The following is a 24,079-nucleotide window of genomic DNA, read 5'->3' as shown; positions in this document are numbered from 1 at the left end:
AGCAGACTTCGATCGATGACTTCTTCCGCTACGCCCCCCGCCGCCGAGGCCGCGCCGCACGGCGCCGCCGCCGTGTTCCGCGTGGTCACCGGCAACTTCCTCGAGATGTACGACTTCATGGTCTATGGCTTCTATGCCACGGCCATCGGCCATGCGTTCTTCCCGTCGCACAGCGCGTTCGCCTCGCTGATGCTGTCGCTGGCCACGTTCGGCGCCGGCTTCCTGATGCGGCCGATCGGCGCGCTGGTGCTCGGCGGTTACATCGACCGGCACGGGCGTCGCAAGGGCCTGATCCTGACCCTGGGGCTGATGTCGGCCGGCGTGCTGCTGATCGCCTTCGTCCCCGGTTACGGCACCATCGGCGTGCTGGCGCCGTTGCTGGTGCTGCTCGGCCGCCTGCTGCAGGGCTTCTCCGCCGGTGCCGAGCTGGGCGGTGTGTCGGTGTATCTGGCCGAGATCGCCACGCCGGGCCGGCGCGGCTTCTACGTGGCCTGGCAGTCGGCCAGCCAGCAGGTGGCGGTGGTGTTCGCCGCTGCGCTCGGCGTGGCCCTGCACGCGCTGCTCTCCGACAGCACGATGGACAGCTGGGGCTGGCGCGTGCCGTTCGCCATCGGCAGCCTGATCGTGCCGCTGATCTTCCTGATCCGCCGCTCGCTGCAGGAAACCCCGGAATTCGCCGCGCGCCAGGCGCCGGACCTGGCCGGCATCGCGCGCTCGCTGCGCGCCAATGTCGGGCTGATCCTGGCCGGCGTGGGCATGGTGATGATGACCACCGTGTCGTTCTACCTGATCACCGCCTACATGCCGACCTACGGCCGCGCCGAACTGCACTTGAGCGAACTGGACAGCCTGGTGGTGACCGGCTGCATCGGCCTGTCCAATTTCGTGTGGCTGCCGGTGATGGGCGCGCTCAGCGACCGCATCGGCCGCAAGCCGCTGCTGGTGTTCGCCAGCGTGGCCATGTTGCTGACGGTGTGGCCGGCGCTGCAGTGGCTGGTCGACGCGCCCTCGTTCGTGCGGCTGCTGCTGGTGGGCGAGTGGCTGTCGCTGCTGTACGGCGCCTACAACGGCGCGATGGTGGTGGCGCTGACCGAGGTGATGCCGGCGGAGGTCCGTACCACCGGCTTCTCGCTGGCCTACAGCCTGGCCACCGCGACGATGGGCGGCTTCACCCCGGCGGTGTCCACCTGGCTGATCCACACCACCCACAGCCGCGCTGCGCCGGCGTTGTGGCTGTCGCTGGCGGCGCTGATCGGCCTGGCCTGCACCTTGCTGCTGTTCCGTCGCCAGCGCGGCGCTGGCACGTTCCACGCCGCCTGATCGCGGCGCTGCGTGGCGGCGGGGCAGGGCGGCGGCAGTGTGCCGCGCCCTGCGCAACCTGCGCCTGCCTAGCCCAGGTCCAGCGCGGCGGTGAGGTCGCCCGGCACCACGCCGCTGGCGGCGTGCATCGCGCGTTCGCGCTCGACCAGGCCCGGCAACGGCTCCAGGCCGAAGCGGCGGGTGATGAAGCGCAGGATCGAGCCGGTGTCGTAGACACTGTGGTCGACATGGCCGCGCTTGGCGTGCGGCGACACCACCAGCGCCGGAATGCGCGAACCCGGGCCCCAGCGGTCGGCCTTGGGCGGCGCCACGTGATCCCACCAACCGCCGTTCTCGTCGAAGGTGATGAACACGACGGTCTTCTCCCACAGCGGGCTGTTGCGCAGCGCGTCCACCACCATCGCGATGTGGCGATCGCCGGCGGCCACGTCGGAATAGCCGGCGTGCATGTTGAGGTTGCCCTGCGGCTTGTAGAACGTCACCGGCGGCAGCGTGCCGGCCTGCACGTCGGCGAGGAAGCGGTTCTCCGGGGCGGTGTCGCCCAGGCCGCCGTCGCGCAGCCGGCGCGCCCGCGCCTGCGTACCCGGGGCGAGGTTGGCGAAGTAGTTGAACGGCTGATGGTGGATCTGGAAGTTGGGACTGCCCGGGAACTCGCTGGTGTCGCCGGTGTCGCCCTTGCCCTGCACCGCCAGCGCCCAGCCGCCGGCGTACCAGGCCCAGTCCACGCCCTTGGCGTCGAGCGCGTCCCCGATGTGGCGGTGGGTCTGCGGCGGCAGCGTGTTGGGGCTGTTGGGGTCGGCGTAGTCCGGGCGCGTCGGGTCCTGGCTGGTGCTGGGCTGGAACGGCGGGCTCAGGGTGTTGATCGCCCAGAAATCCGGGGTCAGCGCGCCGTTGCGCACGAAGCGCGGCCGGCCGTTGAGCGCGGTGCCCGGCGAGTCGTCCTGCACCGCCAGGCGGATCTCGTCGGGGCGGTCGCTGGCCAGCACGCTGATCTGCGTCCGTCCCGGGCTGCTGTCGGCCTTGGGGTAGTACGGGGCCTGTGCGGCGATCAGGTACTGGTGGTTGAGGAACGAACCGCCGAACGCGCCCATGAAGAAGTTGTCGCACAGCGTGTAGTCGCGGGCCAGGCTCCACAGCCGCAGCGTGGCCGGCGCATCGGCGTAGTGGCCCATCACCAGGCCGCCGGCGTCGCTCCACGCGGCGAAGCCGTCGTTGCGGCCGCCGTTGATCTGCATCTGGTTCTCGTAGAAGCGGTGCACCAGGTCGCGGGTCACGATGCCGTGCGGCAGCAGTTGGCCATCGGGCGTGCGCAGCGCGAACGGCGCATTGGGCAGCGGCCCGATCGCGTCCTCGCCGATCTTGTAGCGGCGATGCGCCACCACCTGTTCGTCCGGCGCCAGCCCGCCCCAGATCGGCGGCAGGATGTCGAGCACGCTGCCGTCGCGGTCCACCTGCCGCGCCTGCGCCGGCGTCACCTTGGACAGCGGCTGCTGCAGCCCGGGGAACTCGGGAAACAGGTTGTTGAAGCTGCGGTTCTCGGCGTAGATCACCACCACATGCTCGATCTTCTGCCGCAGCTGCCGATCCAGTTCCGTCGGCGACAGCGCACGCGCCGGTGCGCGTTTGGCGCTCTCGGCGTGGGCCTCGGCGGGGCCGCCGAGCGCCAGGGCGCTGCCGGCCAGCGCCAGGCCGCCGAGCAGGCGCCGGCGTTGCGGGTTTTCGGGGGTGGTGTCGGTGTCGGTGTCGGCGGGCGTGGTGGACGCAGGATCCTGGGGCGGCTTCTTCACGGTGTCATCGGGCGAGGGAAAGGCACCCGCCAGTGTGGGCCGCGTGAATGACAAGTCAAAGCCAGCCGGTCCCGGTGCCGGGCCGGCGTTCAGCGGCCGTATCGCAGGCCGCGCTCCCGTGACACTGGATGACGCTGCGTCAGGCGGTGCCCGAGGCCGCCTTCAGCGGCGCACCCGTGCGCGGCCGAATACCTGCTCGCACAGCACCACATAGTCGCCCGAGCCGTCGCGCGCGGCCGCGCCGCTGGCGATGGCGGCGCTCAGCGCCGGGCCGAATCGCGCCTCGCCCAGGCGCGCGGCCAGTTCCGTGAGTTGGGTCTGGAACCGGTGCTGCATGTCGGCGATCTGCTGGGCATCGTGTCCGAGCCAGGCATAGCCCTTGTCGTTGTACGCGGCGGCACAGTGCAAGGTCTCGGCCAGATCGCGTTGCAGGTCCTGCGGATCGGTGGGCATCGTCGCGTGCGGGAGCGGGGTGGATCGCACCAAAGATCAGGCGGCGGGCTTTCCGGCGCCATCCGCGCCCTCGGCATCGCCCAGCGCATGCTGCACGTACAGCCGCTTGACCAGCACGTAGAGCACCACGGTGAGCGGCGCCGCCAGGACAACGCCCATCGGCCCGAACAGCACGCCGATACCGAACAGCGAGAACAGCAGCAGCGCCGGCGGCAGGTCCACCGCACGCGCCTGGATCAGTGGCTGCAGCACGTGGCCTTCGAGTTGCTGCAGCACCACGAACAGCAGCAGCGCGCCCAGCGCCACCTGCGGGCTGACCGTGAAGCCCAGCAGGATCGCCGGGACCGCGGCCACGATCGGGCCGACGATGGGGATGAAGTCCAGCAGCGCGGTCAACAGGCCGATGCCCAGCGCCACCGGCACGCCCAGCAGCCACAGGCCGATGCCGGTCAGGGTGCCGATCACCGCCATCGCCAGCAACTGACCGGTCAACCACGCGCGCAGCGCCTGACCGCTGGCAGTCAGCGCCTCGTCGGCGACGCTGCGACGGTCGCGCGGCAGCAGGTGCAGCAGGCCCTGCCGATACAGCCGCGGCTGCGCGGCCAGGTACAGCCCGCCCACCATCATCAGCACCGCGTCGGTGACGCCGCCGCCGGCCGACAGCACGATGGCGCCGGCGTGCGTTGCCAGGGTCGAGGCGCCGTCGCGCAACTGGTCGGGGATGCGCTCGATCTGCGGCCCCAGCGGGCCGGACTGCAGCCAGGCATGGAACTTGTTCCAGGCCGCCGGCAAGGTGGCACGGAAGGTGTCGATCTGCGCGGCGACCTCGGCACCGAACAGCAGCACGATCGCCGACAGCGCCAGCACCAGCACCAGGATCACCAGTGCCAGCGCCGCCCACTCCGGCAGCGGCAACCACTTGCGCAACAGCGTGGCCAGTCCGTGCAGCAGCACGCCCACCACCACCGCGCCGAATACGATCAGCAGCAGCTCCGACAACTGCCAGGCCAGCAGCGCCAATGCGCCCAGTGCCATGACGACCAGGACCCGGGCCGCGAAGGGGCGCAGGGGCGAGGGGGAACTCGGGAGGGAGGCATTCATCGGTGGCGCGGATCCCGATCAGGACAATGAGCGCGGACAGTAGTGATAGCGCAGTGCAGGGCGAGCGAAGATCGTGTGCCGCCGGTCGGGGGCGCCAACCCGCAGGTCGGCGTGCACGGGCGATGTCGGCGCGCGCCAGCGTGGGGCTGGTTCGACGCGGACCGGTCGGGCGTCCCGAGCTACCGGCCGGCCAGTCGACGGGCCGGAGCGTGCACTACTGCCCGGCGGGCGGCTGCCAGAGCTCGACCTTGTTGCCTTCCGGGTCGATGACCCAGGCGAAGGCGCCGTATTCGGATTCGTCGATGCGGTCCAGCACGTGGCAGCCTTCCTCGCGCAGCGCCGCGACCAGCGCGTGCAGATCGTGCACGCGGTAATTGATCATGAAAGGAGCGGTGCCGGGCGAGAAGTGCGGCTCCTGCGCCGCCGCGCCGATCGACCAGACGGTGGAGCCGGTCACCGGTGCGCCGCTGTCGTCGTTCCAGGCGAACGCAGTGCCGCCCCAGGCCTGCACGTCGATGCCGAGATGCCGCTGGTACCAGGCCTGCAGCGCGGCCGGGTCCTGTGCCTTGAAGAAGATGCCGCCAATCCCGGTGACGCGCTTCATGGAGCCTCCGCTGGTCCGATGGTGGGCTGGCCGGGCAGGGGCTCGTAACCGTCGCCGCGGCCGCTCAGCCAGCGCAGTCTACGCTTGCCGGCTTCGCCCAGGTATGCCGCGGCGGCCAGCAGCAACGGATGCCGCAGGTCCGCGTCGATCATCAAGCGCACGTGTCCGTCCACTTCGATGTTCAGGAAATGCGCTTGATCCGCATCGTCGTCGTAGCTGCGCGCCAGCAACCGATCGCGGCCGTCGCTGAAGCGATAGAGAGTGTAGGCGTAGGAGTAGCCGTGCCCGTCGTCGGGCTCGCTGGCGTCTACGTGGTGGGTGATGCCGACGTGCATGCGTTTCATTTCATTGGGCCGCGTCAGCGCAATCATGTACGCCGTTCCCAGCCAAGTGAAATATTTCACTCGAAACGGCTGCACCGAATGACGTGAGGGCGCGAAACCCCGAAGGATTCAATTTTGGCTATTTTGGGGCAATCTGAAGAAAAGGATCAACGTCAGTACAAAGCTGATTATCAGGGACAGTGCCGGCAATTTGGGTGAATCCGATCGCGAACAGAATAGGAACCAGCGCTACAAGCAATAACCTGTTCCGGACTCTCCAGATCATGAAGACAGAGCAGGCGAGAAGTGCAGCAGCTATGGGCCACATCAGAACCACAACAGGTGGTCGCCGGCCTGAAAGAAAAGAGAGAACGGCCGGCAATCCTATGTCGAGAGCAGGGTAGATCAGCAGTGCGGTGAGAATCTTCTGAAGGGTTCTGTCCGTTTTTAGCGGCGCAGAAGCGGGGCTGGGATCAGCCAATGCGGATGTCGGCGGTGCGTAGGGATCTTCGGGATGCATAAGGCTGCCTTGTCAAAGGTGATCAAGTTTCGCCGAATGACGCCGTCAGCTGGCGAGCGGCATTGCCATCCGCTTAGGCGCCTTCGAGGGAGCATCCAGCTTCGACATCCACATGCCGCATCGCTTGTCGCTGACGGCCCAGTCGTCCCCCTTCCTGGTGAGTACTACGATGCCGCCATTCCCGCACAGCATTCCACATTGGAAGGAGTAGGCGAACGCCGCCGTCTGGTGGCTGGCATCGAAGGTCACGGCGGTCAGCGTCATCAATCCGGCAGCCATGCCTTGTTCCACCGCCTGATCCACAGGATGTCCCTGGCTGATCAGCTCCCCGGGATCCTGCGGTGTCCAGCGCTTTGGATCGACCAGGCGCACGTATGGCAGTTCGCCGATCGCCGGGCCGAGATCGGCGACGGGCGTGGTCGCACTCCATGTGGACCCACCGTCGGTACATCCCTTCAACGCGTCCAGTTGTTCGGCATTGATCGCCTCAGCCTCGCGGCTGACGTTGATGGGCGGTCCGTCCTTGCCGGCATAGACATCCAGAAACGCCCGGTATGGTGCAGCCGCTTCATTTTCTTCGGCGCGGACAGCGCCGGGGGCTGCTGTGACAATCATGCTCATCATGCCGATGAGCATGGCGACTCGCGTTTTCATGACCACGTTTATGTCCTGGATCCCCCATCCTGGGTGGATCATGCCAGAGCGAAACGGCATGCGATACCGCCTGGTGCGTATGGCTGGCGGCCAGCCAGTGGCTGGACTGTCACGTACAAGGGAGCAACAAGTGTGGCGCCTTGCCTTCGGCCCCCAGGCGGTGAGTCTGGCTGTCAGCCTCCCTCACGCAGACCCTTGAATGGCCTAGTGAAGCGCTGGCCGGTTTCCCGATCGACGTTGCGTCCGAGATGCGGCGACCGCCTGTTGAGCATGTCCGGAGCGGCCCACTGCACCTCTTCGGCGAGCTACGCGATGAAGGCGCGCCCGCGCCCGCGATGGTGAGCGGCTTCCTCTTCGTCCACTACCATGGTCCACTCATAGCAGGCGCGGCCATGGCGACAGTTGACAGGCCGCGCAGCCCCAAGCCTACACGTCGACGCCGAGATGACGCTGGTACCAGGGCTGCAGCGTGGCCTGGTGCTGTGCCTTGAAGACGATGCCGCCAAAGTATTGTCAGGCCGTACGGGAGGTCACGTGCACTCTCACTCCTTGCCCCAGCGCTCCTCGACATTGAAAAGCACTTCGCAATCGCAGAAGCCGCCGTACGCGCCAAGCCAGGGAATGACCGGTTCCGGGGCGACATCGCGGGATGCGAGAAACTGCGTGGTCAGCCGCAAGGAGTGATCGCAGCCATCGGCGAGCGCGTCATTCAAGTAATCGAACAGTGCCCAGAGCGTTTCCTTGGGAAGCGGAAGGGTGGCTTCTTCAAGTAGACGCTGCTCGTGCTCTGCCGCCCTGCGGAGGGCTTTGCGACGTTGGGCTTCCGGATTCTTTGTCATGGTTGCAGTCGCTGTTGGAAAACGAGGATGCGGCGTGAAAAGTCACCAAGTGTGCGCCGCGCAAAGCGCAGGCGATCAGTCGCATGTCAGTCGCATCGCGATGGAGCCACGCGCCCACGCGCCCACGCTCCGCCGCCATCCGCTCGATCGCCTCGATGCCACGACGCATCTTATCTCCCGCCGAAGTATTTGCAGAATGGGCGTGCATCCTCGGCGGGACGAAAGACCGTAGAGCGACCGCCTCCTCGATCCAGAGCACCACGTCGTCGCCTGTTCCGCGCGCCTCGTCGCCGAGATCGTGATCCAGGCTGAGTTCTTCTACTTTCCCGGTCTGGAGCAGCGCGATGACGTCATCCGGCCAATAGGCCCTTGTCCATCCATTGGGTGTCGCTCGCTCGTCGTCCAGAAATACACGCATGGCAAGCGGCACCTGTCTTCGGGTCGGCGGGTCTGCCCATCGACCCGTACGCGACGAACCTACTCCAGTCCGAGGATCGGCGCGATCCCGCACTGTCGCAAGACGGTGACAAAGCGGCGTGCCTAATCACCCGGCGCGATGCCGGTCAGGTACATCAGCCGATTGCCGGGTGTGGCTTGCGTATTGCAACTGGCACGATCAGCAACGCTGCGTTGATTTCCAGGCAGGAAACCAAGGACAGTCAGTTGCTCTGGTTCCAGGACTTGATGGCCAGGGTGACGCGCTGGCGAGTCTCGGCATCCGCTTTGCGAACCAGATATGGAGACCGATTGCCCAATACCCCCGGCGCGGTCGACTGCACGCGCTCGGCAAGCTGCGCGATGAAATCACGCCCGAGCGCCTGGAACTGCGTAACTTCCTGGGCAGTCAGCGCCATGGTCCACGCGTAACCGACCGGGCCATGGTTGCAGTTGACGTCGAGCAGCAGCGTGTCGCCGTCGTGCAGGAGGAACCATGCATGAGGTGCGTGATCTACTACCTGCATGACATGCTCCTTCTCCGCGCGACGACAATGCCTCGCGTCCACGTTGCATGCATGACGTAACAACCCATGACGTAACAACCCATGTCGCTTACGTCGACGACTTGTTCTTGCTGTAGACGATCTTCTTGCTCCCCGCCGCGCAACTGCCAATGACCTTGCGGTCCGCCTTGATATCGGCGTTGTCGAGGATCTCCAGCGTGTAGTCCTTGACCCCGCGGGCATCGAGTCTTGCGGTGAGCTCGGCCTTCAACTCCTCGCAGGATCTGCCGGCCGCGAAAGCGGACGAGGAGGCGAAGGCGAGCAGGAGAAGCGCGATGGCCTGTTTCATGATGGCACCGATAGTCGACGAGAGAGAACGAGGTTGCGGGAGGAAACGCCGAAGGTGTGGCGGTTTTGCTGCGGGCGTCGGCCTGGTCGCTTGCGGGAGCCGGGCCGCCGCGCCGAGTGTAGCAAGCGCAGATTGCATCTACCGCTACCGCCACCGCACTCGGTGGGCGGCCGGTCCTGATGAGCGGGACACCGACAATGCGACATGGGTCATCGCATTCAGGGATCGACCCAGACCCCTGCGTCGTACATCAATCGCATGGTGTAGTTGAGCTGCAGCGTCTGGTTCGGGCCGCAGGCGATCTGCGTGGTCTTGTCGGACGCCCCAGGTCCGGAGACGGAGATGGACGACGCGGATCGGAGTGGATCGAACAGACTGTACCGGTAGCCGCCGTTGCTGAACTCGATCGATGCGTTTCCGTTGGGAAATGTGTTGTAAGTGAAAAGACCCGTCGGCGGCTTCTGCTGTGCGGGGTACTGCAGCACCAGCCTGCCGCTCTCCGACGCTCGGTACTGCAGGTAGCCCGAGGTCCGGTTGACCGCCCTCGACGAGCATAGCGAAAACTCTCGCTTGCGCGTCTGGCACGTCCACAGGGTGAGCTCGTCCTTACCGCACAGCGGGCTGTGCTGGTATTCGCTCTCGGACTCCTGCAGTGTCGCTTGGGTGATGGATGACACTGGCCCAGACGCCGGTGCTGCGAGCGGCAGGATCGTCAAGGTCGCTGTCATGACAATGCTTGCCATTGTCTTCTTCATGTTGTGCCAATCCCGTTGTGCCGGGTCATGTCAGAGGAGAGTCGGGGAGGAAAAACGACGGCGTCGCCTCTTGCAGCACGGAGGTCTAATGCGGAGGCCGGGACCTTGCCAATAGCGTCCGAGCGCGCCGGCCCAGTTTGTCGCGATCTTTCAAGTAGATCGTAGGAGCATGGGTGACCGCAACGGTGGTCGCTGCCTGCAGTGGTGAGAGCTGGCTAAGCGGTTTACCGAATTCCCGATTGGCAAAGCTGCTCAATCCATGATCTGTGCCGTTATAGGAAAGAATGCAGTAGAGGCCGTACATGTGCGACTCGTCGAAGTGCATCGGTAGCAGCATGCTCCAAAGCGCGTTGCGCACTTGCGACTGACCTTGCGCCAAATCCGTGTAGACGAGGGACGTCACCAGCGGAGCCACATGCGGGGAGGGCGACCCCACATTCGCATCGATCAGCCTGCGGATCGCTTCGGGAGGAGCGGCATCTTCTGGATTGGCCTGGGTGAGCAGATCGCGGATTCGGGCCAGATGTGGGCGGACAGCGAGTGCATCGTAAGCGACCAGTGCGACAAGCGTTGCCAGGAGGAGCAGCACCGTTCCTTTTCCAACGAATTTGATGATCTTGACCATGAGCGTCAGCCAACCTTCGGGCGACATTGGCAGGTGTAGCCGCGTGCTGCACGCGACTACAGCAGCCGGCGTCGATCGGCCGCGCGCCGAAACACCCAGCCGACAAGCAGGCCGAGGCCTGTGGAGGCGAGCAGCTGCAGCCATTCCAGAGCGACAAACATCGCTGGTTCGTCCGCCATGTCTGGTGGCAATAGCGCCGCGAGAACATCCGCGAAGACGGCGTACACGACCAGGATGAGGCAGGCGTGCGCGAGGCGGTGTTGCGCCACACGCAATGCGAGGTGTGCGAAGAGTGCGGCGCATAGGAGGAAAGAGAGAAGGGTCCAGGCATTTACCAAGCCGCCTAGGTCGAATAAGCCGCTGAAAAAGCCAACGCCGCACTGGAGAACAAACAGCAGGGCGGCATAGGCAAAGATCGATTTCCAGCGCATGGCCGGCTGTACGGGGCGCGCGATCAGCGAGCGAGAAGTGCGTCGCGTGCTGGGAGGGCGGGGACAATCCGCATCGAGCAAGCGACGCGCTGCGCCGGTCCGATGCCGGCTCTGCGCTGACGCGCCGTGTCGCCCGACGTTGCCAGCGTCATCAACGCAGGGTGCCCTCGGCGACCTTGCGCCCACCCTCATAGGCGATGAACGACCTGTCTTTTTCCAAAACGTGGAACTGCTCGATGCAACTCAGAGACACGGCAGCGGTCTCGCCGGGTTCGATCTTCTGCTGCGCTTTGGGAATGCGTACTGCACACATGACGTCCTTACTCTCACCGGAGAATCGCACCTGTGGGCGGTAGTTGTCGTAAATCGCGTTGTCGCGCCCTACCTTTCCCTGGCGCGTCAGCAAGGTGAGCGAGATCGGCACAGCGGCATCGGCGGGGTAGGTCACTACCGCATCTTGGGGATTTCCCGCCGTGGCAGAAAAACAAAAGGCCAGCAGTGCGAGTGCAAGAAGCGTACAGCGGCGGAGCGATTTCATCGGGCGGTCTGCCTTCTTGGGTGGAAAATGGTGCCTGAGCGTTGGACCAGGCCGGCTCGGGCCGGTCGTGCCTGCATCGAGGCTCATGTATGTGGACCGAGCATCAGGGTGTACGCGCGAATGCTAGCCGACCTGATCTGATCCTTGGTCATCGATTTGTTGCCGCGCACCGCCTCCGCAGGCACGAGCATGACCGTCGTCCGCCCATCGCCGGTGTTCCAGCCAAAAGCCACGACTTCCTTGTCGGCGAGGAACGACTGATCCCCGTCTTCGATATCCGAACACAGGATGCTGCCGTTCGGCTCGGTGTTGCTCGATGCGGTGACATGCACCAGTCCGATCGCGCTATCGACGAGCACCTGATCCCTGTGACCGGCCGAATTGACCCTCCCTTCCACAACCGAAGCGGTGTGGCCGAGAGACACGAGATGACCGGCGACGATCGACGCCAGGTGCTTTTTGCGATCGAGTTTGCTCTTGCCTTCAATCATGGGATCTCCTTTCGATTCGCAAGGATGCGTGGATGGAACCGCACCATGCATGGGTACCCGCTTGGATGGCGCTTTGTCATGCGGCTTTCGTTGCGCGTGCGGGCCTCTTGCAGGTCAACGGGGAAAAGAGCGTGTTCTGCCAGGAGATGCCGTAAGCATGGAAGGGCGATTTGTCCCGCGTGTATCGGTCATCACCGAGTGGCACTGCCCAAAGCGTTTCGACCATGGCCCCGCCCTCATCGTCTGGGACACGGAACAACACCTTGGCCATCGGATCAGTGCTCATGAGGCATAACTCCTGAAGTAAGGCGATCCGCAAAGCGGCTTGGACTCGACTGCATTGTCGGGGCGGCCATGGCTAGTCGAAGCATATGCCAGTCACGCCCATTCCCACCTTGACCTCGTTGTAGCAACCGTAGATGTCGTGTGTATCTGCTTGGCATGTTCCGCTGGCCTTGGCTCGAATCTTGGCGTCCGGTGACGCCTTGCATATCCCTTTGCATTCCTGGCTGCCCTGGCACTCCATTCCGCCATTCGAAAGGGAATGACATAGGCCGGCGTAGTGAAAGGCCGACTCCGCGTATGTTCCCGTCCTGAGCCTTGCAGTGCGCTGCATCAATCCTCGCCTGCGAAGCGCAAGACGTGCTGATCAAAGTAACTGAGAGTAGCGTCAGCATGCCGCATGTCCAAGAGCTCATTTGACGCCTGTGTAGGGATTACGCTGAAAAAAGCAGCTGGACTACGAGTGTCGCTCTTGGGCTACGACTACAAATCTCGAAGATCGCTGCATCTCCAGAAATGCGGCTTCTCAACACCTTGATATCTGTGAGCAAGCCAAGCAAGCGGCGAACCTTCCTGAAAATTTGATCGACAGGGAGACATGTGCTGCGGCGCCCAGCGTTTTCTAGAGATCGAGCGTTAGCCCGCCCAGCGATTAGTACGAGAGATTTGCATCGATTGTTAGGCGTTCTTCTCTGGCGCTGAACCAGGCCCAGCGTCTAAACCCGACGGGTCCGAGCCAAGCACGTCCTCAAAAAGCATGGCTGCGTCATCTGGTTTGATCCCTGCATCAGCCATTTTATAGAGCGTGTCGAACACGGCCTCATAGGATGCCATGCGATAAAGGAGGGACAGGTCACGCCTCGATGCTCCCAAAGAAAGCAACCGTTCCAGGGCTGGGCCCGCGTCCCCGAATGGACCATTTGGCTGCTTCTGCGATGCGTCAATTGCATTGTCGATCCAGAATTCCTGCATCGGCGAATTGATGATTTCGCTCCATAGTGAACCTAGGAATTCTTCGCGGCTTGGGTGCTCTTCAGTATCATTCATGTTGTAGTGGTCTCATGCGCCTAAGATTGAGTCTTGTGTGTAACGCCTGAACTAAGCCGAGCCGCGAAGCGGCTTCGGCTTGAATGAATTGTTAGGCAGGCGGCTCATAGCGGCAACGCGCGGCCTTTGTACCGCACGACGCTCATTGCGCTGGCTCCTGAAGTGGTAGTGGCATTAGCCGGAACCATGCGAACGCGGCCTCGCTCATTGAACCCGCCGCTCTCACCCAGCCAGCGCTGTGACCGACTCGACTGTGATGCTGCCATTTAACCCCTCCGCAATGCATGCTGCGATAGCATCCGAGAACTCGTCCGTCAGGGCAGAACCATTTGTGTCGTAGGCGTTGTCCGCTTGCAGCAGCAACCGAGAGTCGTCCCAAGAGCACTGAACGTTTTGGTGCCAGGGCCGGTGCGTGAACTCCTCGGCAATGTCACAGGTTGCGGTGGCCCCGACCTGCTCAGGAACTCCACTACAGGCAAGGATTACTCGATACATGGAGCCTAATGCCTGAGTTAAGCCGACCCGCGAAGCGGGTTCGGTTTGAATGAATTGTTAGGCCTCACACGCCATCTGGCCCGGGGAAATCTTGATAGCCAACAATCATGACGTAACCGACGAAGCCAACATTTGGCACATATCCAATATGAGACATCTTGGGGGAAAAGGAAGGGCCAGTACTATTGAGCTTGGATTGCTTAGTGATGAGGCGATTGGTAGAGCGAATCTCACCGAGGTAACGACCATTCGGGGCGAACACGCTATCTCCGACGAAACGACCAACATGTCTTCCAGCGTGCGTCCAGAGGTCATCACCTTTTCTATGCCCAAAGAAGGTGCCACCCCAAGTCCATAGTTTCGTCACAGCAAGCCCCCTGACGCCTACCTGAATTAAGCCGCGCCGCGAAGTGGCGTCGGCTTGAATGAATTGTTAGAGCTTGCGCCTAGATGGTGCCCTTCCCCTTTAACCAATCTGCAACTTGGTCGATATTCACGGGATCAGGAATCATAGAAGCCGAAAGTAGCCTATGCACCCTTTTTCTATAACTTGCAGGATCAGCGGGAAAGGTCTTCCATTTTGAGCTGGTCGCACGCACATTTTCTACTCTCGAGTTAAGTATCGATTCGGATGCGGTCGAGACACAGAGGGCCGCATCAAACGTGTGTATTAGGCGACGAACCACGGTTACAAACAGTGTCGCATCGCGTAAATCTAGAGGAATTGGCTCCCCGAGCTGCGGTGCTGGAATGGCGAAGCCATGTCGAAAGGGAGGGGGGTTAATGCCATGCAAATTCTGTAATTGCTGATGAGCTGACAGGACGTCGTTATTCACAAGTCCAGACGAGTGAATCATCGCGTTTCTGCATTCTTTGAAGTATCTATAAGCAGTAAGGTGCTCGTTGGCCGTTCCCCAGCAGTTTGAAGATGCAGCGCACACAGTGGGAAATATATTTCCTTTGATGAGCACAGATTGATTTGCGTTGGCTGCCGCAACGACCGCCTTGAAGCCATTTGGCTGAGACTTGTTATGATTAATAGGAAATTGAATACTCTTGGAGTGTTTTGCAGCTGCAGGCGCGTTGAAAATGTCTCTGCATACGCTCTCGGCCCAGCTCTCATAAAGAGTGCAGCCGCCGAATATTAGGGACTTTGAAAATTCTCTTTCATGATATAGCCAGTCTCGATCAAGAATCATCTTCTTCATGTCGACACCTCCCGGCATTTTCGGGACGGACAGGAATTTTGCCTCTACATCTTTAATCGAAAGCGCAGGAAATTGAGCGCTGAAACCACGAGCTTGCCACCAGAGTTCACGAAGTCCGGCATAGCTGGCCCATGTGAAGCTAAAGAGCTCTCCAATTCGGTCGCTGACTGATTGGGTCGCTGTGAAAAAGAATCGAGGCTTATTGGTCGACATGAGTGCTAACGCCTGAATTAAGCCGCGCCAAAGAGCGGCGTCGGCTTGAATGAATAGTTAGACGGTGGTGCCAAGAAGGTGGTGAAAATGGACCATGCACCCCAGCACCGTCACCGTGAGCCGATCATGCCACAGATGATGGGCCATGGGGTTTGCCCAAGGTACTTGCAGCCGGGTGCCATCGAAGCCGAGGGCAATGAGCGCAGTGGCGGAATGAAACTGGACGGAGTAGGGGCGATTGATTCGATGGCGGAAGACGAAAGGACCGCGCACCGTAGCCGACCGCCAAAGTGCCAAGGCACGTGCCGAAGACGGAAGCCACACCACACGTACAGCACTACCGCCTAACTACTATTGTCCCGCCCAAAAGCGGTGATGCCCCAAGTATCCACCAACGCCAGACGTCTGCAAAGCGGGAAATTCCCAGCCTGCATCAATGACTTGCCTGATGGTGGTCGCGGCTCCGTGCGCCAATGCTGGCTACGTTATCCGACGTTCGAACTGGCGTATGAGTTACACCCATGACGATGAAGGCGTAACGACGCATCAATCGCCGAGGTTGTTGGAGCAGGTGCGTGGCCGGTTGCGGCTTCGGCATTACAGCTTGCGTACCGAGCAAGCCTACATTGGCTAGATGCGGCGCTTCATCCTGGCCAACGGCAAGCGACATCCGGCGCGGATGGGGCAGGCCGAGGTCGAAACGTTCCGGATCGATCTGGCGACCCGGGGGCAGGTCTCGGCCGGAACGCAGAATCCAGGCGCTGGCAGCTTTGTTGTTCCTCTATCGAGAGGGTCTGGGCATGGAACTGCCATGGATGGAGAATCTGGCCCGCGCCAAGCGACCGCGGCGGATTCCGGTGGTGCTCTCGGTCGAGGAGGTCGCGCGTTTGCTGGTCGCGCTGGAGGGACCTTGCTGGCTGATGGCCGGGCTGCTCTATGGCAGCGGCATGCGGCTGCTGGAATGCCTGCGATTGCGGATCAAGGATGTGGAGCTGGGGCGCGGCAAGATCGTGGTGCGTGACGGCAAGGGCGGCAAGGATCGGCGTGTGCCATTGCCAATGCGCCTGGGCGAGCCGCTGCTGCGGCAACGCGATAGTGCACTGCTGCTGCACGCGGCGGATCTGGCCGAAGGGGCAGGGATTGTGTACCTGCCGCATGCGCTGGTGCGCAAATACCCCAATGCGGAGGTCGAACCGGGCTGGCAATACCTGTTCCCGGCCGCACATCGGTCGGTGGATCCACGCAGTGGTCGGGTCGGCCGACCAGCTGTCCGAGGAAGTCCAGCGATGCGCAGTCCGCTGGATGGTCTAGGGGCGGCGGCGAGCGTCAAAGGCGTCAGAAAATAATGCAGCAGCGACGTTTGTGATCCCGCGTCGGGACTGAAGTCCCTCCCACAGTGCAGTACCTGGACGCCATGAAGACCGCGGCAACCCACGGCCTTCATGGCAACGCTTCACCCCTCCAACATCGCCTTGTCCCGCACCGCCCCCTTGTCCGCACTGGTCGCCAGCAACGCATAGGCTTTCAATGCAGTGCTCACCTTGCGCGGGCGCGGCTCAGCCGGCTTCCAGCCACGGGCGTCCTGGTCGGCGCGGCGCGTGGCCAGTTCCGTGTCGGAGACCAGCAGGTCGATGCGGCGTTGGGGGATGTCGATGCGGATGCGGTCGCCGTCGCGGACCAGGCCGATGGCGCCGCCGGCCGCCGCTTCCGGCGAGGCGTGGCCGATCGACAGGCCGGAGGTGCCGCCGGAGAAGCGGCCGTCGGTGAGCAGGGCGCATTGCTTGCCCAGGCCCTTGGACTTCAGGTACGAGGTCGGGTACAGCATTTCCTGCATGCCGGGGCCGCCCTTGGGGCCTTCGTAGCGGATCACCACGACGTCGCCAGCCTTGACGTCGTCGGCGAGGATGCCCTTGACCGCGGCGTCCTGGCTTTCGAACACCTTGGCGTTGCCCTCGAACACGTGGATGGATTCGTCCACGCCGGCGGTCTTCACCACGCAGCCGTCCTCGGCGATGTTGCCGTACAGCACCGCCAGGCCACCCTCCTGTGAATAGGCGTGGGCGACGTCGCGGATGCAGCCGTTGGCGCGGTCGGCGTCCAGGCTGGGCCAGCGCGTGGCCTGGCTGAAGGCGACCTGGGTGGGGATGCCGGCCGGCCCTGCCTGGTAGAAGGTGTGCACGGCGGGGTCGTCGCTCTGGGTGATGTCCCACTGCGCGATGGCCTCGGCCAAGCTGCGGCTGTGCACGGTGGCCTGGTCGGTGTGCAGCAGGCCGCCGCGCGCCAGTTCGCCGAGGATGGCGACGATGCCGCCGGCGCGGTGCACGTCCTCGATGTGGTACTTCTGCGTGTTCGGCGCCACCTTGCACAGTTGCGGCACGCGCTTGGACAGGCGGTCGATGTCGAGCAGGGTGAACGGCACCTCGGCCTCCTGCGCGGCGGCGAGCAGGTGCAGGATGGTGTTGGTGGAGCCGCCCATGGCGATGTCCAGGGTCATCGCGTTCTCGAACGCCTCGAAGGTGGCAATGCCGCGCGGCAGCGCCCGCGGGTCTTCGGCGCCATACCAGCGGTGGCACAGTTCCACCGCGGTGCGGCCGGCCTTGAGGAACAGTTGCTCGCGGTCGGCATGGGTGGCCACCACGGTGCCGTTGCCGGGCAGGGCCAGGCCCAGCGCTTCGGTCAGGCAGTTCATCGAGTTGGCGGTGAACATGCCCGAGCAGGAGCCGCAGGTGGGGCAGGCGCTGCGCTCGAACGCGGCGACCTTCTCGTCGGAGGCGGTGGGATCGGCGGCGATCACCATCGCGTCGATCAGGTCCAGGTTGTGGTCGGCGAGCTTGGTCTTGCCGGCTTCCATCGGCCCGCCGGAGACGAACACGGTGGGGATGTTGAGGCGCAGCGCGGCCATCAGCATGCCGGGGGTGATCTTGTCGCAGTTGGAGATGCACACCAGCGCGTCGGCGCAGTGCGCGTTGACCATGTACTCGACCGAGTCGGCGATGATCTCGCGGCTGGGCAGCGAGTACAGCATGCCGTCGTGGCCCATGGCGATGCCGTCGTCCACGGCGATGGTGTCGAACTCCTTGGCCACGCCGCCGACGCGCTCGATCTCGCGCGCGACCAGTTGCCCGAGATCCTTCAGGTGCACGTGGCCGGGCACGAACTGGGTGAAGGAATTGGCGATGGCGATGATCGGCTTGTGGAAGTCGGCGTCCTGCATGCCGGTGGCGCGCCACAGCGCGCGGGCGCCGGCCATGTTGCGGCCGTGGGTCGAGGTCTTGGAGCGATAGTCGGGCATGGGAGCAGCGAACGAGCGGGCGGGGAGGCTGGCGATGGTGGCGCGATCGGATCGTTGCTGCTGCAACCGTCCTGGGCGCCCACCGGTGGGCCGACCACGTTAGCACGCAGGCTGGCGCCGCCGCGCGCCGGCCGGGAGTGCGAAGCGGGTCGCAGACCCGCCTGCCTGCGCTTGGCAGACTGCGGAGGCCGGTGCGTCAGGGGGCGTAGGCCCGGCTCGCCCATCATGACCACAGGAGGTGTCCATGCTTCGGCATGTGCGTTCGTCGTCTTCCGCTGTTTCCTCCCCCACCCCGTCCCTCGCCTCCACCCCGGCCGATCCGGGCCGCCGCAGCGTGCTGCGCGCCGGTGTCGGCATCGCCGCCGGCGCCGCGCTCTGGGGCCTCGGTGGCCAGGCCCGCGCCGCGGGCTCGCTGCCGTTCGCCGGCCTCAACCTGTCTGGGCTGGCGTCCAACAACTTCGTGGACAACGCCGTCATCGACCGGCACTACCGCGACATCCGCGACCAGCACATCGCCGCCGCCGGTGCCTGCCCGCTGTTCCGCCTGCCCACCACCGCCGCACGCTTCAGCACCGGCCAGGGCATGCCGCTCAACGCCACGTATTGCGATCAGGTCGAGAAGGTGCTGAATCGGCTCGCGCAGCGCGGCAAGGTGGCGATCCTGGAGTTGCACGACTACATGCGTCTGCCGATCAAGGTGGCGAGCAAGTCCGGCTATCGGCGCGATGGATCCGGACAGTTGATCGGACCGGATTGCCGCGCGGTGACTGATCCGGCCGACCAAGCGGTGTGGAACGGGACCTACCGCAAGGGCAATTTCCTGTACCTGGCCTACTTCGATCCTGCCGACAATCTGCTCAAGCTCTACGAGTACCGCGTGATCGGTACGCCGGGCTGCACGCTGTATAACGCCGCCGGCCTGCCGGATCTGTGGAGCCGCATCGTGCAGCGCTTCCGCTCGCATCCGGCGATCTTCGGCTGGGGCCTGATGAACGAGCCCTACCAGGGACCGGAACTCAACGCCGACGGCAGCAAGCTGGTGATGGCCGATCACTGGTTGCGCACCGCCACCGCGACCGCGGCGCGCATCTTCGACTTCGACCGGTCGCACTACGTGTTCGTCTGCGGCAATCAGTACGCCAGCGCGCGCCTATGGGACCAGGTGTCCAACAACCTGGACACGATCCCCGACCCGTACGACCGCATCGTCTATGAGGCGCACAACTACCTGGACAACGAGGGCCAAGGCGGCGGCAACTGGGCCAATCCCAACGAAACCGTCGCGCCGGACACCGGCATCGACATGGTCACGCCGTTCATCGACTGGCTGGCGCACAGAGGCAAGCGCGGCTTTCTCGGCGAGCACGGCTACCCGGCCGGCAACGCCAGCGCGGAGTTGGCGACCAAGCGCATGCTCGCGCACCTGCAGGCCAACAACATCCCCAGCACGCAGTGGTGCTTCGGGCCCGGTTGGCCGGACAACGACGTGCTCGGCATGAGCCGCGACGTCGGCATGGACATCCAGGTCAAGTCCAATATCGCTGCGGTGCAGCCGTACTTCGACGCGCGCCTGTCCAGCTACGTGCCGCCGCCGCCGAAGAGCTGACGCATCGCGCGTGCGTCGCGGTGATGCCCAACCGCCGGCTGCGGGTTTCCGCGGCCGGCGGAACCGGGCATCATCGTGGCTGGACTCAGGAAGACGTTGCCATGAAAAGGTCGAAGACGACCGCGTTGTTGCTGATGAGCGCCGCGCCGCTGCTGTTCACCGCCTGCGGGCGCGAGCCGGAAGCCAAGGCCCAGGAAGGCCTGTACACCTCGGTGGACGCCTGCGTGGCGCAGACCCACGACATCGCCACCTGCCGCGAGGCCTTCGCGCAGGCGCAGAAGCAGGCGGCCGAGCAGGGACCCAAGTACGCCAGCCGCGAGCAGTGCGCGCAGGACTATGCGCAGGATCGCTGCGTGGAGCAGCGCGACAGCCACGGCCACTCCTTCATCGGGCCGATGATGACCGGCTTCTTCCTGTCGCAGATGCTCAACAACAACCGCGCTGCCGGTTTCAATGCGGCACCCGCCTACCAGGACCGGCAGAACCAGTGGCAGCGGCCGGCGTCCTATTCCGGCGGTGCCGGTGCGGCGGCCGTCAGCGGCACGATGCTGCGCGGCAACCAGACCATGACCCACATCGGCGCCACGCCGAACCGGGCGGTCACCGTCAGCCGCGGCGGTTTCGGCGAATCCGCCGGTGGACGCGGCTTCGGCAGCTGAGTACCGCTTTTTCTCTCTTCGCACGAGACCCCGCATGAAACGCATCGCGATCGTCGAGCGCGGCGACTGGCGCGCCCAGGCCGCGGAGTACGGTTTCCGCTTCCACACCATCGACGGCCAGCGCTACTGGGACGAACGCGCCTACTACGCGTTCAGCCTGCGCCAGATCGAACGCGACCTGGAAGATCCCAGCGCCGAACTGCACGCGATGGCGATGGGTTTGCTCGACGAGATCGTCGCCAGCGAGGCGCTGATGCAGCGGCTGGCGATCCCGCCGGCGTTCCGCGACTGGATCGCCGATAGCTGGCGGCGCCGCGAGCCGCATCTGTACGGGCGCCTGGACCTGGCCTACGACGGCCGCAGCCCGGCCAAGCTCTACGAACTGAACTACGACACGCCGACCTTGCTGTTCGAGTCGGCATTCTTCCAGTGGCAATGGCTGGAGGACCAGCGCGCGCAGGGCCGCCTGCCGGACGACGCCGACCAGTTCAACTCCATCCACGAAGCCTTGCTGGAGCGCTTCGCCGCGCTCGCCGGCGGGCTGCCGCCGCCGCTGTACTTCGCCGCGGTGCGCGATTCGGAAGAGGACCAGGGCACGGTCGCCTACCTGCGCGACTGCGCTGCGCAGGCCGGTGTCGGCGGCGAGCTGATCGCGATCGAGGACATCGGCCTGTCCAGCGACGGCCGCTACACCGATCTGTACGACACGGTGATCGGCGCGCTGTTCAAGCTGTATCCGCTGGAGGACATGTTCGCCGAGCGTTTCGGCCAGGCGCTGCCGGGATCGGGCCTGCGCCTGCTGGAGCCGCCGTGGAAGGCGCTGCTCAGCAACAAGGGCATCCTGCCGCTGCTGTGGGAGCGCCATCGCGGCCATCCGAACCTGCTGCCGGCCGCGTTCGATGACGGCAGCGCCTTGCCGCCGGGCTGGGTGCGCAAGCCGCTGCATTCGCGCGAGGGCGCCAACATCGTGCTGCACCTGGATGACGGCCGCGTGCTGGAAAGCGACGGCCCTTATGCCGGTCCCTACATCCGCCAGCAGGCGCATCCGCTGCCGGCGTTCGAGGGTCGCTACCCGATGGTCGGCAGCTGGATCGTCGGCGACCGCGCCTGCGGCATCGGCATCCGCGAGGACGATGGCCCGATCACTTGCGACAGCGCGCGGTTCCTGCCGCACGCCATCGTCGAGGACGCGCGGCCGGGTGTGCTGTATGCGTGAGTCGCTGTCGCGCGCCGACGCGGCGTCGCCTGGCGCACCGCTCCGGCATCGCAACGACGGCACGCCCTTGGCCGCCTATGCGGACCAGGTGGCGGTGCGCTGCCATCGCTGTGGCGCGCCGGGGTGGGTGCTGGCGCAGTGGGAGCCTTACCGCTGGCAGGCGCGATTCCGTTGTGGCCAGTGCGCTACTGGGCTGGACAGCGATGCCGACGACTGGGTGGGAGCGGTGCAACTGGAAGGCCATCGCGCCTGCGGCCATTGCGGACACAAGTGGGTGCGGGTCCGTGCGACGTCGACCGGTGCAACCCCGGTGCCCGCGAACTTGCCCGGGCGTTGCGCGCATTGCGGGAAAAGCAGCGCAGTGGCCGTCACCACGTACCGCATGCGCGACGGGTCGCCCAGCGACCCGCATTTCGGCCTGCCGCTGGCGCTGGTCGCGCCGACCCGCGCCGGCGTGCTGTGGGCCTACAACCCGCGCCATCTGCAGGAGCTGCAGGACTACGTGGCGGCGACGCTGCGCGAACGCCGCGGCCTGTTCGGGCGCTCGATGGTGGCGCGGTTGCCGGCGTGGATGAAGCTGGCGCGGCATCGGCCGTTGATGCTGCGGACGCTGCAGCGTCTGCAGCAGGCCAGTGCGCAGCTGTCGCCGCCGCCTGCGGCGGCAACGTAGCGGCGGCGTCTGCGGTTTCATTCTTCGCCGTGAATGCGGCCGGCGCAGTCGCGCCACGCGCGACGCATGCGAAATGTCTACGATGTGATACTCGTCACGATTGACCGGGCTTGCCCGTCTGACGAAGATCGACATCGGGGAGTGCTGCGGGGGGCCGGCATGTCTGCATCTCGTATTCGCGCCAGAGTGCTGGTGCTGCTGGCGTGCGTCGCAGCCAACTGCAGTGCGTGCGCGGTGGTGACGGTCTCCACCGCGCGAGAGGACGTGGTCGTGCGTGGCCTGTTCGGCGCACGCGTCGCCACGACGGGATTGGCCCCTGTGGCGATCCGTTCGCGCGGGCTGGGAATTTCGCAGACCCCGCGCGGGTGGACGCTGGGCTGGCACGCCGAAACCGCGATCTATGTTCCCCCGGATGCGGACGCGTGCCGCATCGTGCTGATGTCCAATACCGAAGCCGAGGTCCGCCGCCTGCTTGCGATCCTGCAGGCCGGCGGTGGCGATGTGTCTCAGGTCTGCATCGCATCACAGGAGGTGTCACGATGAAAACGTCTCTGGCTTGTTTCTCTGTTCTGCTGTTGGGCGGCTGCGCACATTTGGAGCAGGCGCCGTTGGTCTACGCGTCGAAGACGAGCTTCGGTGTCGATGTTTCCACGGCATCCACCGAAAACCCAGGCATTTCGATGAACCTGGGCTACAAGCAGGTGGATGCGGCCTATGTGCCGGTGGCGGTGGCGAGAAAGTGCAACGACGGCGTTGCCGGTGCCGACTGCAGCAAACAGGGGTACGAGCTGCTGGTGATCTCCGGCGTCGCCAGAGAGGGCGATTCGGACGCCGACGGGACCAGCGAAGATGCGCGGATCGAAGCGGCCAAGAAGGCATCGACTGACTATGCGAGGGCGCTGTCGGAGGAGACGCTGGCGAAGCAGGCGATGATCGAGGCCGATAGCAAGCTCAAGCAACTGCGCGACAGCTACAGCGCAGCCGCCAAGCGGCAAAGCGCATACGATCAAGCGAAGCTGAAATGGGCGTCGCTGCAGGCAGCGGCGGCGAGCCCGGGCACGGTCGAAGAGGCGGACGTGATCGCCGCGAAGAGCGCCATGGACGCGCTCGCGCCCACTGCCGAAGATCAGGCGATTCTCGCGGGCTTCGCTCAGAGCGAGAACGACCTGCGGCAGAACGCCGCCGCCGTGGCGTCCGAGTACGCCAGCAAGCAAAAAGCGTCGGAGTTGCAGGAAGCCATTCTCAAGTCCGCCAATGCGAAGATCGCGCGCAGCAATCTGGGCGACTCCTATTCCGTCTTTGGCAGCTTCGATGGCACGAGCACCGTCAATGGCAAGGGCTCAGCGTCGATCGGGTTGGGCAAGATGTTCTCGACCGGCGTGGCTGCGCAACGGTTGGCGAGCGGCATATCGACCATGGCCTGCTATGACCTGATCAAGAGCAAGGCACCTGCCGCCGTCGCCGCGGCGGAACTGGAGAAGCTGTTGCAGCACTGCCAGTGAGTGCCGTGGTTTGCGCGGCCGAGCGGTGGGGGGGGGCCGCCCCCCCCCCCGCCCCCCCCCCCCCCGCGCGGCGCGGGGGCGCGCCGGCCCGCCCCGCCCGCCCCCCCCTCACCCACCCCCACCCCCCACCCACCACCCAAAACCCCCCCCCCCCCCCC

At 64.7% G+C, this 24,079-nt stretch carries 27 protein-coding genes and 1 pseudogene; 8 read left to right on the top strand and 20 right to left on the bottom strand.

Annotated features, from left to right (window positions below):
* Positions 1-15 precede the first annotated feature (15 nt).
* Positions 16-1,320, top strand: coding sequence for an MFS transporter (gene tcuC / locus PIQ37_RS18290; RefSeq protein ID WP_320745347.1), 1,305 nt, complete (start codon positions 16-18; stop codon positions 1,318-1,320).
* 68 nt (positions 1,321-1,388) lie between these two features.
* On the opposite strand, the gene acpA is transcribed toward tcuC, so the two are convergent.
* The 19 genes from acpA to PIQ37_RS18195 all read right to left on the bottom strand — a co-directional run bounded on the left by acpA (position 1,389) and on the right by PIQ37_RS18195 (position 14,976).
* A complete protein-coding gene (acpA, locus tag PIQ37_RS18285) occupies positions 1,389-3,107 on the bottom strand; it encodes an acid phosphatase (protein WP_342074546.1) in 1,719 nt (572 codons plus the stop codon).
* A gap of 162 nt (positions 3,108-3,269) precedes the next feature.
* Positions 3,270-3,560, bottom strand: coding sequence for a hypothetical protein (locus PIQ37_RS18280; protein WP_342074545.1), 291 nt, complete (start codon positions 3,558-3,560; stop codon positions 3,270-3,272).
* Positions 3,561-3,596: 36 nt separating this feature from the next.
* The gene (locus tag PIQ37_RS18275) at positions 3,597-4,595 is read right to left on the bottom strand and encodes an AI-2E family transporter (RefSeq protein WP_342074595.1); all 999 of its coding nucleotides are present in this window, start codon (positions 4,593-4,595) and stop codon (positions 3,597-3,599) included.
* Positions 4,596-4,875: 280 nt separating this feature from the next.
* Entirely contained in the window at positions 4,876-5,265 is a 390-nt protein-coding gene (locus PIQ37_RS18270) for a VOC family protein (protein ID WP_342074544.1), read from the bottom strand.
* Positions 5,262-5,600 carry a hypothetical protein gene (locus PIQ37_RS18265; protein ID WP_342074594.1) on the bottom strand — a complete coding sequence of 113 codons (339 nt, stop codon included), beginning with the start codon at positions 5,598-5,600 and terminating at the stop codon, positions 5,262-5,264. The genes PIQ37_RS18270 and PIQ37_RS18265 overlap by 4 nt, the downstream gene beginning before the upstream one ends.
* A gap of 127 nt (positions 5,601-5,727) precedes the next feature.
* Complete coding sequence (locus tag PIQ37_RS18260; RefSeq protein ID WP_342074543.1) at positions 5,728-6,108, bottom strand: hypothetical protein; 381 nt, start codon at positions 6,106-6,108, stop codon at positions 5,728-5,730.
* Positions 6,109-6,153: 45 nt separating this feature from the next.
* Positions 6,154-6,822: a hypothetical protein gene (locus PIQ37_RS18255; protein WP_342074542.1), complete on the bottom strand. Its 669-nt coding sequence runs from the start codon at positions 6,820-6,822 to the stop codon at positions 6,154-6,156.
* 482 nt (positions 6,823-7,304) lie between these two features.
* Entirely contained in the window at positions 7,305-7,601 is a 297-nt protein-coding gene (locus PIQ37_RS18250; protein ID WP_342074541.1) for a DUF2695 domain-containing protein, read from the bottom strand.
* A complete protein-coding gene (locus PIQ37_RS18245) occupies positions 7,528-8,019 on the bottom strand; it encodes a cyclic-phosphate processing receiver domain-containing protein (RefSeq protein WP_342074540.1) in 492 nt (163 codons plus the stop codon). The genes PIQ37_RS18250 and PIQ37_RS18245 overlap by 74 nt, the downstream gene beginning before the upstream one ends.
* A 241-nt stretch (positions 8,020-8,260) precedes the next feature.
* A complete protein-coding gene (locus PIQ37_RS18240) occupies positions 8,261-8,563 on the bottom strand; it encodes a hypothetical protein (RefSeq protein ID WP_342074539.1) in 303 nt (100 codons plus the stop codon).
* An 88-nt stretch (positions 8,564-8,651) separates the two neighbouring features.
* A complete protein-coding gene (locus PIQ37_RS18235; protein WP_342074538.1) occupies positions 8,652-8,891 on the bottom strand; it encodes a DUF1161 domain-containing protein in 240 nt (79 codons plus the stop codon).
* Positions 8,892-9,109: 218 nt separating this feature from the next.
* Complete coding sequence (locus tag PIQ37_RS18230) at positions 9,110-9,646, bottom strand: hypothetical protein (protein ID WP_342074537.1); 537 nt, start codon at positions 9,644-9,646, stop codon at positions 9,110-9,112.
* An 85-nt stretch (positions 9,647-9,731) separates the two neighbouring features.
* On the bottom strand, positions 9,732-10,271 hold the full coding sequence (locus tag PIQ37_RS18225) for a hypothetical protein (RefSeq protein ID WP_342074536.1): 540 nt from the start codon (positions 10,269-10,271) through the stop codon (positions 9,732-9,734).
* A 56-nt stretch (positions 10,272-10,327) separates the two neighbouring features.
* Entirely contained in the window at positions 10,328-10,702 is a 375-nt protein-coding gene (locus PIQ37_RS18220; RefSeq protein WP_342074535.1) for a hypothetical protein, read from the bottom strand.
* Between the two features lie 151 nt (positions 10,703-10,853).
* Positions 10,854-11,240, bottom strand: a complete 387-nt coding sequence (locus tag PIQ37_RS18215) for a hypothetical protein (RefSeq protein WP_342074534.1) — start codon at positions 11,238-11,240, stop codon at positions 10,854-10,856.
* An 83-nt stretch (positions 11,241-11,323) separates the two neighbouring features.
* Positions 11,324-11,731 (bottom strand): hypothetical protein, encoded by a 408-nt coding sequence (locus PIQ37_RS18210; RefSeq protein WP_342074533.1) that lies wholly within the window; start codon positions 11,729-11,731, stop codon positions 11,324-11,326.
* Positions 11,732-11,807: 76 nt separating this feature from the next.
* Positions 11,808-12,017, bottom strand: coding sequence for a hypothetical protein (locus PIQ37_RS18205; RefSeq protein WP_342074532.1), 210 nt, complete (start codon positions 12,015-12,017; stop codon positions 11,808-11,810).
* A 674-nt stretch (positions 12,018-12,691) separates the two neighbouring features.
* Positions 12,692-13,060, bottom strand: a complete 369-nt coding sequence (locus PIQ37_RS18200; RefSeq protein ID WP_342074531.1) for a hypothetical protein — start codon at positions 13,058-13,060, stop codon at positions 12,692-12,694.
* Positions 13,061-14,001: 941 nt separating this feature from the next.
* Positions 14,002-14,976 (bottom strand): hypothetical protein, encoded by a 975-nt coding sequence (locus PIQ37_RS18195; protein ID WP_342074530.1) that lies wholly within the window; start codon positions 14,974-14,976, stop codon positions 14,002-14,004.
* A gap of 508 nt (positions 14,977-15,484) precedes the next feature.
* Between PIQ37_RS18195 and PIQ37_RS18190 the strand changes: the two are divergent.
* A pseudogene (locus PIQ37_RS18190) lies at positions 15,485-16,238 on the top strand (integron integrase); the annotation flags it as partial.
* A gap of 191 nt (positions 16,239-16,429) precedes the next feature.
* On the opposite strand, the gene ilvD reads toward PIQ37_RS18190, so the two are convergent.
* On the bottom strand, positions 16,430-18,268 hold the full coding sequence (gene ilvD / locus PIQ37_RS18185) for a dihydroxy-acid dehydratase (protein ID WP_342074529.1): 1,839 nt from the start codon (positions 18,266-18,268) through the stop codon (positions 16,430-16,432).
* A gap of 244 nt (positions 18,269-18,512) precedes the next feature.
* Here ilvD and PIQ37_RS18180 point away from each other — a divergent pair, with 244 nt between their 5' ends.
* From PIQ37_RS18180 to PIQ37_RS18155, 6 genes are all read left to right on the top strand, one after another.
* Positions 18,513-19,874 carry a glycoside hydrolase family 5 protein gene (locus tag PIQ37_RS18180; RefSeq protein ID WP_407136568.1) on the top strand — a complete coding sequence of 454 codons (1,362 nt, stop codon included), beginning with the start codon at positions 18,513-18,515 and terminating at the stop codon, positions 19,872-19,874.
* 101 nt (positions 19,875-19,975) lie between these two features.
* Positions 19,976-20,533: a DUF1190 domain-containing protein gene (locus tag PIQ37_RS18175; RefSeq protein WP_342074528.1), complete on the top strand. Its 558-nt coding sequence runs from the start codon at positions 19,976-19,978 to the stop codon at positions 20,531-20,533.
* A gap of 34 nt (positions 20,534-20,567) precedes the next feature.
* Complete coding sequence (locus tag PIQ37_RS18170) at positions 20,568-21,749, top strand: glutathionylspermidine synthase family protein (protein ID WP_342074527.1); 1,182 nt, start codon at positions 20,568-20,570, stop codon at positions 21,747-21,749.
* Positions 21,750-22,110: 361 nt separating this feature from the next.
* Positions 22,111-22,419 carry a hypothetical protein gene (locus PIQ37_RS18165; RefSeq protein ID WP_342074526.1) on the top strand — a complete coding sequence of 103 codons (309 nt, stop codon included), beginning with the start codon at positions 22,111-22,113 and terminating at the stop codon, positions 22,417-22,419.
* Between the two features lie 159 nt (positions 22,420-22,578).
* Entirely contained in the window at positions 22,579-22,962 is a 384-nt protein-coding gene (locus PIQ37_RS18160) for a hypothetical protein (RefSeq protein ID WP_342074525.1), read from the top strand.
* The gene (locus PIQ37_RS18155) at positions 22,959-23,921 is read left to right on the top strand and encodes a hypothetical protein (RefSeq protein WP_225851498.1); all 963 of its coding nucleotides are present in this window, start codon (positions 22,959-22,961) and stop codon (positions 23,919-23,921) included. Before PIQ37_RS18160 ends, PIQ37_RS18155 begins: the two co-directional genes overlap by 4 nt.
* Positions 23,922-24,079 lie beyond the last annotated feature (158 nt).

Source organism: Xanthomonas protegens, assembly GCF_038442435.1.
Taxonomy (GTDB): Bacteria; Pseudomonadota; Gammaproteobacteria; order Xanthomonadales; family Xanthomonadaceae; genus Xanthomonas_A; species Xanthomonas_A sontii.
The sequence above is the reverse complement of the archived record's forward strand: the minus strand, read 5'-3'. Positions and strand labels throughout refer to the sequence as shown.